12 protein-coding genes and 1 pseudogene are annotated in these 12,695 nt (G+C 53.7%); 6 read left to right on the top strand and 7 right to left on the bottom strand.

Going from position 1 to position 12,695, the window contains the following annotated elements; genetic code table 11:
• The first annotated feature begins 30 nt into the window (after nucleotides 1–30).
• Nucleotides 31–1,758 (top strand): DUF3352 domain-containing protein, encoded by a 1,728-nt coding sequence (locus HNR65_RS15995; protein ID WP_181552535.1) that lies wholly within the window; start codon nucleotides 31–33, stop codon nucleotides 1,756–1,758.
• A gap of 76 nt (nucleotides 1,759–1,834) precedes the next feature.
• Here the strand turns inward: HNR65_RS15995 and HNR65_RS15990 are convergent, their stop codons facing one another.
• Nucleotides 1,835–2,323: a sll1863 family stress response protein gene (locus HNR65_RS15990; protein WP_181552534.1), complete on the bottom strand. Its 489-nt coding sequence runs from the start codon at nucleotides 2,321–2,323 to the stop codon at nucleotides 1,835–1,837.
• 227 nt (nucleotides 2,324–2,550) lie between these two features.
• Here HNR65_RS15990 and HNR65_RS15985 point away from each other — a divergent pair, with 227 nt between their 5' ends.
• On the top strand, nucleotides 2,551–3,783 hold the full coding sequence (locus HNR65_RS15985) for a Fic family protein (protein WP_181552533.1): 1,233 nt from the start codon (nucleotides 2,551–2,553) through the stop codon (nucleotides 3,781–3,783).
• A 95-nt stretch (nucleotides 3,784–3,878) separates the two neighbouring features.
• The gene (locus HNR65_RS15980; RefSeq protein WP_181552532.1) at nucleotides 3,879–4,922 is read left to right on the top strand and encodes a patatin-like phospholipase family protein; all 1,044 of its coding nucleotides are present in this window, start codon (nucleotides 3,879–3,881) and stop codon (nucleotides 4,920–4,922) included.
• Here the strand turns inward: HNR65_RS15980 and HNR65_RS18225 are convergent.
• Both HNR65_RS18225 and HNR65_RS15970 read right to left on the bottom strand, forming a co-directional pair.
• Nucleotides 4,806–5,480, bottom strand: coding sequence for a nucleotidyl transferase AbiEii/AbiGii toxin family protein (locus HNR65_RS18225; RefSeq protein WP_492207457.1), 675 nt, complete (start codon nucleotides 5,478–5,480; stop codon nucleotides 4,806–4,808). The genes HNR65_RS15980 and HNR65_RS18225 overlap by 117 nt on opposite strands.
• A 111-nt stretch (nucleotides 5,481–5,591) precedes the next feature.
• Entirely contained in the window at nucleotides 5,592–5,855 is a 264-nt protein-coding gene (locus HNR65_RS15970) for a hypothetical protein (protein ID WP_181552531.1), read from the bottom strand.
• Between the two features lie 36 nt (nucleotides 5,856–5,891).
• On the opposite strand from HNR65_RS15970, the pseudogene HNR65_RS18320 reads away from it, so the two are divergent.
• A pseudogene (locus HNR65_RS18320) lies at nucleotides 5,892–6,466 on the top strand (transposase); the annotation flags it as partial.
• Between the two features lie 82 nt (nucleotides 6,467–6,548).
• On the opposite strand, the gene HNR65_RS15960 reads toward HNR65_RS18320, so the two are convergent.
• Complete coding sequence (locus tag HNR65_RS15960) at nucleotides 6,549–7,319, bottom strand: N-formylglutamate amidohydrolase (RefSeq protein WP_181552529.1); 771 nt, start codon at nucleotides 7,317–7,319, stop codon at nucleotides 6,549–6,551.
• Nucleotides 7,320–7,519: 200 nt separating this feature from the next.
• Between HNR65_RS15960 and HNR65_RS15955 the strand changes: the two genes are divergently transcribed.
• Nucleotides 7,520–7,741, top strand: coding sequence for a hypothetical protein (locus HNR65_RS15955; protein WP_181552528.1), 222 nt, complete (start codon nucleotides 7,520–7,522; stop codon nucleotides 7,739–7,741).
• A gap of 13 nt (nucleotides 7,742–7,754) precedes the next feature.
• On the opposite strand, the gene HNR65_RS15950 is transcribed toward HNR65_RS15955, so the two are convergent.
• Complete coding sequence (locus HNR65_RS15950; protein ID WP_181552527.1) at nucleotides 7,755–8,663, bottom strand: universal stress protein; 909 nt, start codon at nucleotides 8,661–8,663, stop codon at nucleotides 7,755–7,757.
• Between the two features lie 3 nt (nucleotides 8,664–8,666).
• Nucleotides 8,667–10,328, bottom strand: a complete 1,662-nt coding sequence (locus HNR65_RS15945) for a BCCT family transporter (RefSeq protein WP_181552526.1) — start codon at nucleotides 10,326–10,328, stop codon at nucleotides 8,667–8,669.
• 243 nt (nucleotides 10,329–10,571) lie between these two features.
• On the opposite strand from HNR65_RS15945, the gene HNR65_RS15940 reads away from it, so the two are divergent.
• Nucleotides 10,572–11,000, top strand: a complete 429-nt coding sequence (locus tag HNR65_RS15940) for an FKBP-type peptidyl-prolyl cis-trans isomerase (RefSeq protein ID WP_181552525.1) — start codon at nucleotides 10,572–10,574, stop codon at nucleotides 10,998–11,000.
• 254 nt (nucleotides 11,001–11,254) lie between these two features.
• On the opposite strand, the gene HNR65_RS15935 is transcribed toward HNR65_RS15940, so the two are convergent.
• Entirely contained in the window at nucleotides 11,255–12,607 is a 1,353-nt protein-coding gene (locus HNR65_RS15935; protein ID WP_232364811.1) for a lactate racemase domain-containing protein, read from the bottom strand.
• Between the last annotated feature and the right edge of the window lie 88 nt (nucleotides 12,608–12,695).

Here is a 12,695-nt window from a genome sequence, read left to right as displayed (position 1 = left end):
ACTTTTAACCCCGTTGTGTGGAGACAAATCATGAAAAAAACACGGATACTGGCATGTGTTGTTCTAATTATTTCAATGCTGGCCATAGCTGCCTGTTCCGGGAATGGCGATGACAAGTCGTCAGCCGGGCTTGCCCCTGCAGCAGAGCAGTTGCCGATGCTCAATAGGGTGCCGGAAAACACCCAGGTGCTGGTCAAATTCGAAGGCTTGGAAACCCTGTATGGGCAGTTGGCTGTCTCGCAGAATTCTGTTCTGGGCGTTTCCGTGGAGCAAAAAGAGATTGACCGGATGAACGCAGCCCTTGGATTTAACCTGCTGGATCTCCAGGAGGTCGGCCAGGCCGGGTTTGACACGGCCCAACCCATTTGCCTGGCGATTTCCAACTTACAGGTGAATGCCGCTGACAGCCGGCAGACTGATTTTGATATCCTGGCCCTGCTGCCGGTATCAGACGGTGAGGCCGCCATGAATACCCTCCGCTCAGCGCTTGAGAAAGAAAATGTGGTTGTCGCTGAAGCCGAAAAAAACGGCCGGTCATACCTCAAGTGGCGCTACCCGGAGGCAGAAGGGGCCATGGCGGTCAAAGACGAGTATCTTTACATGGCAGTGAATTCAGATAACGATCCCCAGGCCTTCCTGGATTCGGCAATGGGAAGCAGCACCTCGCTGGCCGATGCCCAGGCCTTTCAAGAAGTGGCCGCAGATACGGATTTTACCCGGGGACTGGCGGCTTATTTCAATATCGCCGACATGGTGGAAGCCAATGCTGACCAGATTCGGCAGGCCGCGGCCAGCGGGTCGGATTCCGCAGCCGAAACCCAGGACATGCTCCAAACCCTTAAGCAGTATTCCGCCGGAACCATGACCGCGGAGTTTGGCACCCCGGATTTTACCCTGGACACCATTGTCTCGCTGGTGCCGGATGCGGATATCAAAAAGGTCTGGAGCCCGGACCGGATAAACCGGGACAAGATTTTAAGCATTGCCGATCCCGCGGCCCTGCTGCTTTCCTTTGGTGTGGACATGCGGCAGTACTATGAAATGATCACCGACATGATCCCCCCGGAACAGTCTGCTACGGTTGCCGGCCGCATGAAGGAGTTTGAGCAAAACAGCGGCATTGATCCGGAGACCGAATTGCTCGACAATCTTAGCGGCAGCATGAACCTGGCCCTGTATGACGGTGCCAGCATCACCCTGATGAACTACAACGCGCTTTTCACAGCCGGGGTCAAAGACGAAGGGGTCATGGAAAACGTCATTGAAAAGCTCATCAAGCTCCTGCCTCAGGACAAGCAGGCCATGATCAGCCGCCGGCAGATGGGCGGAACCGATGCCTATGTGATCAATGCCGGCGTCACACAGGTTTATATGGGCATTGATGACAATAAGTTCATGATCGCATCGGGAAAACCCCTGTATGAAAAAGCCCTTGACGGCAAAAAGGACCAGGGCTTTGCCGCCGGCCTGGCAGATGGCCAGTTAAAGGAAAGCATCACGGGCAAAAGAAACATTTTTTATCTCAACATGGACGAGGTGGTCAAAACCGTGAACAATTTTGCCATGTTTCTCATGGAATCAGCCGGCGGGGAGCAGAAATTCCGGGAAAGACTGGAAGCCGCAGGCAAGTTTGAATACATCCTGGCCACCAGCGAGCTTGACAAAAACCTTGTCAAATCCATGTTGACAATCAAAACCCGCTTCACCGAGCCCTTTTTTGTGGAAACCGCCAGAATGGTGGACGATCTGCAGCAGTAAAACAAAAAAATCGGGGGCAGTATCCTTGCTTCAAGTACTGTCCCCGATTTTGACTATCCTTTTAACGGTTCACCCCTTACTCTCCGGGGGAGAGCATGTCGGAGGTTTTCTTCTTTGCAGCCTCGTATGAAGCTGCAAGTTCTTCCATTGAGGCGGCCATGTTTTCCTGCATGTCAGCCCAGGTGTCAGCGCTGGCCGCTTTTAGGTCTTCCATCTGATTTTCCACTGCATCTCTTTGCTCTTTCAGTTTTTCCAGTGCGTCATTTGCCTGTTCCTTTGATTCATCGGACCAGTCTTCTGATTTTGCTGAAATATCGTCCTGAAGTGCGTCGATTTTTTGATCATACTCTGACAATTTCTCCTTCATTTGTGCCATGTACTCATCTTTTTTCTCTTTGGCTTTATCCGTCATGGCACTCATAGCCTCTCCGGCTTCCTCTTTTACATCCTGTGTTTCCTGCTGGATGTCTTTTGTCGTTGTTTCCTGCTCATCTCCCCCGCAACCCCATATGCCAAACATAAATACCAATACAAACAATACACCACACAGTTTTTTCATCGTCATTTCAAGCCCCCATTTTTGTTTAATTTTTACCTATCCGGTGCTGTCGCTTTTTTGTGCGGAACCGAACAGGGATCGTTATTAAAAATACATAATCACAAACGGATTTTTGTCCACATCGTGGCTGCCGGGAGCTGAGTTCCTCCCGGTTTCGAACCGGCCAGATTTATTTGTAAATTTTTATAAAACCCCTTGTAAAAACAAAAATAATCCTGTAATTAAGGATTATTATGAAAGAACCCAAACCGGACAGCAAACCGGTCAAAAACACCCTTTTTTTGCGTCCCTACCTGCCTGGCAGGTCCTTTATCGGCCCATTAAAGGACCTGGCCCAGCAGGCCGCCTCTGCGTCTGCAGCCCTGGAAGGGCGGCTGGCCCGGGAGACCGCAGATGCCCTTGGCTGGCACCTTCGGCTGATCAACAGCTATTACAGCAACCTCATCGAGGGTCACAAAACCACCATTCCGGATATTGAAATGGCCCTGCAGCAGCATTTCCGGGATGACCCGGAAAAAAAATACGCCCAGCAGCTGTGCGCTGCCCACGTGGAGACCGAAAAAGCCTTCATGCAAGCAGTGCAGACACAGGAGCCGCCAAACATCTGCACGCCGGAGTTTCTGTCGCAACTGCACGCCGCCTTTTACGCGCACCTTCCGCGTGAGCACCGGTTTGCCCACACTCCGGCGGGGTTTTCCGATATTCCGGTTCAGCCCGGTCAATTGCGCGATGTCAATGTGTCCGTGGACGGCCGAACCCCCCACGGCCCCGGGTTTTTGCACTTGCCCGGCCTGATGAAGACATTTGCCGAAAAATACGACCCAAATCGGTTTCACGGAGATGAGCGCCTCATTGCCATGGCCGCCAGCCACCACCGACTGACCTGGCTGCATCCGTTCCGGGACGGAAATGGCCGGGTGGCCCGGCTTTTTTCAGGCCTCTACCTTGCCCGGTCCGGGGTGAACCAGAGCAATCTCTGGTCTTTGTCCCGGGGCCTGTCCCGGCAGAAGCAGCGCTACATGATGGAGCTGTGGGCCGCGGATTCACCCGCCCAAAACCACAAGGACCCGGGCTGTTTTTCCGAGGAGATGCTGGCGGATTTCTGCCGGTTTTTTCTGCTCACCTGCCTGGATCAGATCGGGTTTATGGAAAAGCTGCTGCGCCTGGATCAGATCGAAGCCCGAATCGATTGGTACGTGAATATGCGGTCCAGGGATTCGCAGCATCCGCTGCGCCCGGAGGCGGCCCGGCTGCTGCGTGCTGCATTCATGCGCGGACGCATCCTGCGGGGCCGGGCAGGGGAGATTTTAAACATGAGCCAGCGAAACGCCCGCCGCATCGTGGCTGTTTTGCTCGATGAAGGCCTGCTCGTCTCCGCCTCCCACCGGGCGCCCCTTGTCATAGGCCTGCCCATCCACGTGCTGCCCTATTATTTTCCGGATCTGTATAATGCGTCCAATTTTTGAAGCCCGGGGGACAAGCCGGCAGGGGCATGCTTTGCCGCTGCCCGTTTCAGCTTCCCCCGTTGATTGACAATCTTTGGAGATCAAAGGAGACGGCCATGGCATCACAATTTCGGAATTTGATTTTTGAAGGCGGGGGCGTAAAGGGGATTGCTTATATCGGGGCCATGCAGGTGCTGACCCAGCGGGGATTGCTCGACGGCATTCAGCGGGTAGGGGGCGCAAGTGCTGGTGCCATAAACGCCCTGATATTCGCCCTGGGATACGACATCCGCACCCAGCGTCAGATCCTGCATTCAACTGATTTCAAAAAATTCATGGATGATTCTTTCGGCGTGATCCGCGATATTCGCCGGCTGGCGAAAAATTTCGGATGGCACAGGGGTGATTTTTTCTCCGACTGGATCGGAAGGCTGGTCAAAGACCGGCTGGGCAGCGCTGGGGCCACCTTCGCGGACTTAAAAGCAGCGGGCGGCCCGGATCTGTATGTGATCGGCACCAATCTTTCCACGGGTTATTCAGAGGTGTTTTCCCTGGAGCGATTTCCGGACATGTCCTTGGTCGAGGCCTTGCGCATCAGCATGTCCATACCGCTGTTTTTTGCCGCCGTGCGCCGCGGACAGCGAAACAATGTCTATGTTGACGGGGGCGTGATGCGAAACTACCCGGTCAAGCTTTTTGACCGGCAGAAGTATGTTGACATGGCAAACGAGGCTGAAGCCGCCCGGCACACCGATTATTACAATCGTGAAAATGCGGGCTTTCTCCTTGAAAGACCGGAGCGCAGCCCCTATGTCTACAACTGCCAGACCCTTGGCATGCGGCTTGATCGATCCGAGGAAATCGCAATTTTCCGCTATGACGAGCCACGGCCGGGCCGGGAGATTAAAAATTTCACTCAGTATGCCCGCGCGCTGATATCGGCTGTAATGCAGGTGCAGGAAAACCAGCATCTGCACAGCGACGACTGGCAGCGCACCCTTTACATCAACACCCTGGATGTCGGAACCACGGATTTTGAACTGTCAGATGAAAAAAAAGAGGCCCTGATAAAAGAAGGCATCCAATGTGCGGAAAAATATTTCCAGTGGTTTGAAGACCCGGCCCAAAATCCGGTCAACCGGGTGTCGCCCCGCGATTAAGGCAGCGCAAGACAATGGGAGAGAATTTTGATTTCCGGCAGGGTTCGCACCTTGCCGGCGGCGCGGATAAGGAAATTTTTTTTCTTCGTTTGCGAGCGTTTCCAGGTCGCCGCCTTTGAAGTGCGTCAAGGCTTTGAGGCTTTCCATGGGCTGGAACTGTAGCCCATACATCAGGCGGGCGGCTGCAATGCCTTTGGGCAGGCTTGCTCCGGCGTTGATCAGGACGGCAATATCCCGATAATCCTTTGTTTCGATCCGCTGGAGAATCACTTTGAGCTTGGTGGCCAACAAATCATTCATTGACGCCACCTGCAGAATGCCGTCATCTGTGATATCCGGATCATTGATCCGTCCGATTCCGATTGTTCCGAAAAACGATACCTTGACATCATTTTCTCCGGGTTGGCCGGAATCCAAGAGCAGTGTCAGGGTGTGGGGCTCTTCCTGCAGAACAACGGCGTTATTATTCAAAGGCAGGTGAGTGTATATCAGGGTTTTATTAAGGGGCCGGTCGGAGAAAAAATCAAAGTCCACGGAAATACGGTGGCCGCAACGCAAAGGCGATGCCGCCGTAAAGGACAAAGCCGTTTTCCCGGGTAAAGCCCAGAGAGGGCCACAACCGCTTTTGGGCAAAGGGCAGTATTTCGGACCGGGGTTTGAAGGATGCTGTCATTGAAGTTTTCGCACAGGCAGGGGCGGGGCATGGCCGGGTCCGGAAAGGCCCAGACGATAGTGCCAATAAGTCCAGGATCGTTCATTGAACTGGCCGGCCTCTACGGTTTTCAGGGTATCTTTTAAACAATCTTCTCCCAGTTCTTCATCAAGCACCTGAACATCGCTGAAATCACCGATATTCATCACCTGTGCAATCACGCGTTGGGGTCTGGCAGCGGCCTTGTCCGGCGTTTGCCACCAGATGTATTTTTTCGCCATTTTATGGATTATTCTTGGGTTCGTTGAAGCGCAACTCTCATTGACCTATACGGCAAACTCAGCAAAAAACGCGGCAAAGCCAGGGTTGAGGCCAGCGTTGTTGTCAAAATGCCCGATGGCAAAGATGCCAAAATTATTTTTGTCCCGGGCGACAAAAAACGCGGCTGGCTTGCGCTACTTTGCACGGATACAGCCATAGCCGATGAAGAAATCATCCGCTTGTACGGCAAACGGTGGGATATTGAGGTTTTTTTCAAAATGTGCAAGCAGCATCTCAACCTGGTCAAGGAGATCCAGCTCAGGGATTTTGACGGCCTGATCGGGCAAACATCCATGGTCTTTGCACGATACAATATCCTGATCTGGTTCCAGCGGCAGTAGGTTGACCATAGATCCTTTGGCGATTTGTTCAGGACTTGCAACAAGGAGCTTGAAAACCTCAAATTTATCGATGCCTTGCAACGGATCATCGAGATGGCCAAAGCCCTGGTACAAAAAACGGGGGTGATGTCGAAAAAAGCTGTCCGGCCATCATGGATGCGCTAATGGGGGCAGCAATCATATTTTTCGACTTTTCAAGTGATAAATCGAGCTTAATTTCAGAAGCGTAAACTGAATTTAGCTTTTCAGAAAGTTGAGGTGTTAAGTTTTAAGATTGCGGGTGACAGGTGAATATTGACGCGTAAAGACCTGTCACCTGGTCCATCTGTCACTTGTCACTGTCTTTTCAATTTTTTTTGTGATTTCGGTGAGTTTTATCGGGTTCGGGCTCAGAGCGCCCGGGGGCATGTAGAGGTCCTGGTTCATTTCGATCTGGACGGCAAATCCGCCGCGGGCCATGAGCTGTTTTCCGTAGTGTACGGTGATGTAGCCGCCCTGGTAGGGGTTGTTGACCGCCACAGAAAATCCGGCTGCTTCCAGGGCCGATCGGATTTGATCCATGGTTTCGGCCGGGCAGGAAACCGGGCCGCGGCCCGGGCGGGGCCTGCCCCTGGTGTCGCCGTTGTTGCTGATGATGATGTCTTTTCGTTTTTCTCCCGCGTCCGGGGCGTCTGCCGGGGCGGTGCCGTTTAGGGAATGGCAGTCGAACAGGCATTTGACATCCGGATCGGATATTGCGCGGGCCAGTTTTTCATGCCAGGGGTTGTAATATTGCCGGATGCGCTCTTCCACGGCAACTGCGTCCGGGTATCGGCCGGGCCGGTACACCGGCCGGCCCCTGTAGTCGGTTTCCGCCACGATGCCCTTGGGTCCGCGGCTGTCGGGCGCCCGGTTCAAATCCGCCACCAGCCGGCTCCATTCGGCCGGCAAAATCGTCTTTACCGGCATGGCCCCAAAGATTTCCGCGGTGCCGAAATCCTCTGCATCCTGGATCTCCGCGTCGGAAAGCGCCATCTGCTCCCGGATCTCCCCCGGCACCCTGGCGGAACAATGCGGTATTGTGATGATGATTGAATTGGCCATATCTTTTTAAACATACAGGATTTTGTGCTTTTTCGTCAACCGCAGAGTGGGGGCCGCCGGCGGATTTGTGTGCGTTTTTGGCGGCAGGGTGCTTGACGCGGCGCGCCGCGGGATTATCTTTGCAGATAAGAGAGATTGAAACGGCCTGGCGGCTGCCCCGCTGGCAGCAGCGCCTGCAACCACAACGGGAGGAAGTAAAAATGAATAAATTTGCACAATTGAGCCGGGCCTGCCGGGATGAAAAAACATTTGGCCGCGTGCTTGGCATTTTTTTCCTGGCCCTGGGCCTGGTATTTTTGATTATCGGATTTACCGTGCTGCCCCTGTTCGGCCTGGTCGTGGCCATTCCCCTGATTGCTTTGGGATTTTATTTTTTTCGCAAATCCCCGGGCGAAGACGAGGCCTGCCGGACAGATTTGTGATGTGAGCGCTTTTTCACGAGAGCAGATTTGAGAAAAATTTTTTGTTTTCCCGGTCTTTGACGATCATGACCGGGATAGCTTTTTCCATGCGCCGAAGGGTTTCGGTGATGTTGCCCAAAAGCGAGGTTTCTGTGGCCGTATCCCCGGCTGCTCCCACGATGATCAGATCCGCATTGTCATCTTCTGCGGCATTATAGAGCTTTTCGCCTTCGCTGATGAGATCCTCGGAAGCGTCGATTCTGCACGGAAAGGACTCTGGTTCAAGGCCGAATTCCGCCATGAATTCCTGGTGCCGGGTTTCGGCCCGGCTGAGGTGCTGGCTTGCGCTTTTCCGGGTGGAGGCCGGAAAATAGCTGCGGGTGCTGTCCTGAATGAAATAGCAGACAAGATGGGCATTTTGCTGGTGATGCAGGTGCAGGGCACGGTCAAATGCCGCCTTTGAAGCCCTGGAATAGTCGAGTCCGCAAAACACCCGGGCAATTTCCAGGGGCGGGTCTTCGGGCACGAACAAGATATCGCATTTCGAGTTTGCCGACAGCTCGCCGCCGTATCGTTTCTGCCGGTCTTCGCCGTATTTCTGTCCTATCAGCAGCAGGTCCGTATCCATATCTCCGGCAAAGCACAGAATATCCTCTGCGGCGTCTTCTTCGGCCACCCGGGTTTCGATTCGGGTTGAGACGCTTTTGCGGAATTTTTCATCGATTCGGTTGTCGAGTTCATCGCGGATCATGGCATTGAGCGAGCTTTTGACATCCGGAAACGACTTGCTGCTTTTGTTGGGAAGATCATAGGCCTGGATCACGTGGATAAATGTCACTGCCTCTGCGTGAAACACCCGCGCGGCCAGGGATGCGTAATGGATCAGATGCTTGTCAATATCGGTTAAATCCAGACAAACCAGAATATGCTTGATGGTTTTCATGGTTTATTGGCCTTCCCTGTTTTGATTCTCCGGGTTTTGATTTCCCGAGCCGGCTCTGCCGGCGGCTTTTTTGTCGACCAGATCCTGGATGAGCTGCTGGTAGCTTTCCCGCTCCATGTCCCGGGCGCGGATGCGCTCGGCCTGGTATTCTTTTTCCAGACCCTTTGTCAAACTCCAGCCCATGAGCAAAAGCACCACGGCAAAGGGCAGGCCGGTGGTGATCGAGGCGGTCTGAAGCGCGTCCAATCCCCCGCCGAACAGCAGCACTGCAGCCACTGCTCCCTGCAAAAACGCCCAGAAAATCCGCTGGGTCACCGGAGACGTCAGCTTGCCGCCCGAAGTAAAGGTATCCACAACCAGGGAGCCGGAATCCGAAGAGGTGACAAAAAAGCTGACCACCAGCAGGATGGCGGCAAAATTGGCAGCAATGGCAAACGGGAAGTTGCCCAAAAGTTCATAGATGGAAATGGCAATATTTTCTTTGACCGCCGCGGCCATGTTTCCCGCTTCGCCAAGCTCCAGAAACAGGGCGGAGCCGCCGAAAGTGGTCAGCCATAAAAACGTGAGCAGCGAGGGGACGATGAGCACGCTCAGCACAAATTCGCGCAAGGTTCGGCCCCTGGAAATCCGGGCGATGAACATGCCCACAAACGGCGACCAGGAAATCCACCAGGACCAGTAAAATATGGTCCAGGAGTTTTGCCAGTCCGACTGCCGGTAGCCCTCGGCCCAGAAGCTGATTTTGAAAAAATCATTCAAATACACCCCGATATTTTCAACATAAGTGTCCAGGATAAAAAGGGTTGGACCGACAATGAGCACAAAAACCAAAAGCACGGCACCCAGGTTCATGTTGAGCTCGGACAATCGTTTGACCCCCTGGTCGAGGCCCGAGGCCACGGACATGGCCGCAGCGCTGGTGATCACGCCCACAAGAATCATCTGGATGTAGATGGTATCGGGCAGGCCGAACAAATAATGCAGCCCGGCATTGATCTGCTGGACCCCGAAGCCCAGAGAGGTGGCCAGGCCAAACATGGTGGAAAGCACGGCCAGCACGTCAATGGCGTCGCCCATGGGGCCGTATACCCGCTCGCCGAGCAGGGGATAAAAAACCGAGCGGATGGCCAGGGGCTTGTTTCGGTTAAAGCTGAAAAAGGCAAGAGACATGCCCACCAGAGCGTAAATGCCCCATGGGTGAAGTCCCCAGTGCAGAAAGGTCACCTGCATGGCATTGCCGGCGGCCTCCATGCTGTCGGCCCCGCCGAAATCCGGGTTGGTGAAATGATAGATGGGTTCGGCCACGCTCCAGAACAAAATGCCGATGCCCATGCCCGCGGAAAACAGCATGGCAAACCAGGCCGTGCGGGAAAACTCCGGAACTGCGTTTTTACCCCCCAGGCGGATGCTGCCGTATTTGCCCAGGGCGATGTAGAGCATGATCAAAAGATAGCAGTTCACTGAAAGGATCAGAAACCACCCGAAATAATCGGACACATTTGTCTGGATGGCGGAAAAGATCCGCTCCATGGGTTTGCCCACCCCCAGGGTAATGGAGATGAAAACAACAAGCAGAATCACCGTGGGCCAGAATACCGGGGGGTGAATGTCAAAGAAGCGGTGTATTCCGGACGTCGGATCGGGTGTGTTGTCAGGTTCGGCCATTTGCGGCTCCGTAACAGGCTGTTGTCTCAGGTGATGAAAATATAATAATGATTGAATTGAATCTTCCTGTCAATGGAATCCGGAGGTGGTGGAAGTGTATTTTCCGTTATTCTGGAAGGTTGTTCGGAAACTGTTTTGCTGGTGAAAAGAAAAATCCGGTTTCAGGGGTTGCGTAGCCGGCCAATTCTTCTTATGGTAACGAAAATATAGAATTGTTTAATTTTCAAATCAAAAGGAGCATTCATGACACAAGCGAAATCAGGCGATACCGTCAAGATTCATTACAAAGGCAAATTCGATGACGGCTCGGTATTTGATTCCAGCGAAGGCCGCGACCCCCTGGAGTTCGAGATTGGTTCCGGCAACATCATCACCGGTGTGGAAGAGGCCGTTGTGGGCATGCAGCCCGAGGAAACCAAGGAAGCCACGATTCCCCCGGAAAAGGGCTACGGCGAGTACCGTGATGATATGGTCATCGAGGTGGAGAAAACTCAGTTTCCGGAACACATTGACCCCGAGCCCGGCCAGCAGCTGGAACTCCAGCAGCCTGACGGCCAGAAGGTCACGGTCACGGTGACCAACGTGGGCGAGGAAAAAGTCACCCTGGACGCCAACCATCCCCTGGCCGGTAAGGATCTCAACTTTGAGATCACCCTCCAGGAGATTCTCTAAAGCTGCTTGCATGACCTGATGGTTGTCAGGAACCCAAGTTCTGATGGCGCCGTAAAAAGTCCAATATCTGCGTTACGCGCAATTTCTCAGAATTTCACGTACGGCTAAGTACGCTGCATTCTTCGAAATTGCGCAAGCCTTGATCTTGAACTTTTACGTCGCCATCTGAAATCAGATTTTTTACGATGCCATCAAGTTCTGTGGCCGGAAACAGTTTTTTTTATTCAGAGCGGCTTTAAAAACTGTTTTCGGCCTTATTTCATGATTGGAAAGGTTGCCCCGCCGTCGGGGAACACGGCCACGTGAGCGTCCTTTTTCAGTTTGGCAGCCCCCCGGTCAATTGCTTCCTGCGGCCGGCCGCACGCATGGAAAAACCCGAGATGCCGGATTTCTTTTTCAGACAGCGACGGCACATGAAAAAACATCCTGTATTCCCGGATCAGGCGCATGGAGTAATAGGTCAGAAACCGCTCCTCCACGTTCAGCCCCTTTTTCATCACGTTTAAAAACCCCATTACATTGGATTTTCCCACCAGTTTCAGGATGGTGCGCAGCACGGAAAGCGGCGGCGGCTTATCGGGCAGGGGGATATCGTCAAGGCCCCGGGCAGCCCTTAAAAAACCCATGATGACGCCTCCCGGCCCAAGGGCGGGCAGGGCGTTGCCGACGCATTTCATGCTCTGCTTGAAGTTGATGTCCATGGGGTGGGAGTTGACAATCACCGCGTCCATGGGATGCGGCAGGGATATGCCGGCGATGTTCTTGTTACATTCAATGCCTTTTCTGTGCGCGGCCAGGGCCTCGCCGGCAAAGGCGGCCGCGATCTGCTGATTTTCGTCAAGCAACACGTTGACAACAAATATTTCTCCCGGGACCAGATCCCTTGTTTCTTCCAGGTCCCGGCGAAAGGTGTTTTCATCCGGGGCCATTCCCACCCGGTTAAACAGGTATGGTGGCTCTGCGATCATGCCGTGGTGGGCGCCGATGGCCTCTGCCGCGGCCACGCCGGGAAACAGGTTTTTCATGCCCCCGCCGAATCCGGCCCACAGGTGCGGTTCGATCATGCCCACCAGGACAATCAGGTCTGCTGCGGCCACTTCCCGGTTTAATCGAACAGGCGTGCCCCTGCCAGTTGTGCCGAAATCATGGTGGGTGGCCGGATCAAAGGCATCCGGGTTGGACCAGTTGATCTTGTTTAAATTTTCTTCCCCGATTTTTTCTGCCATTTCTTCCCGGCGCATGGCCGTGTGAATTCCCAGTGCGGGCATGACATGGATGTTTTTGGCATCTGCGCCGGCCTGCTGCAGGTGCTGGAAAATCAGGTGAAAAAACTCATGGGCCGGGGTGGGGCGGGTGTTGTCATCCACGATGATCAGGACGCGCTTGTTTGAAAGGTTTTTTTCGGAAATGCTGCCGGTGCCTTCCGGGTTGGCCAGGGCGGCTTCCACGATGTCTGCGCAGCTTTGCCGGTTTTGGCCGGAGATGTCGACGCGTTCGGGCATGTGCACATGCCAGGTATCGGGCAGTTGAAGCGTTGTCAACGATTGCCCCCAGGGCAGCTTGATTTCCATGGCCGGCACCTTTCTTTGGGTTTTAAAAAGATTCATCCGGGAAATGCCGGGATGGATTCGTGAATAAAATATAATCGGAGCTTGAAGTACCAATTATCCCTGAATCCATATGCCTGACGTTTGA

Origin of the sequence: Desulfosalsimonas propionicica (genome assembly GCF_013761005.1) — a bacterium.
In the GTDB taxonomy this organism is placed as follows: Bacteria; Desulfobacterota; Desulfobacteria; order Desulfobacterales; family Desulfosalsimonadaceae; genus Desulfosalsimonas; species Desulfosalsimonas propionicica.
The sequence above is the reverse complement of the archived record's forward strand: the minus strand, read 5'-3'. Positions and strand labels throughout refer to the sequence as shown.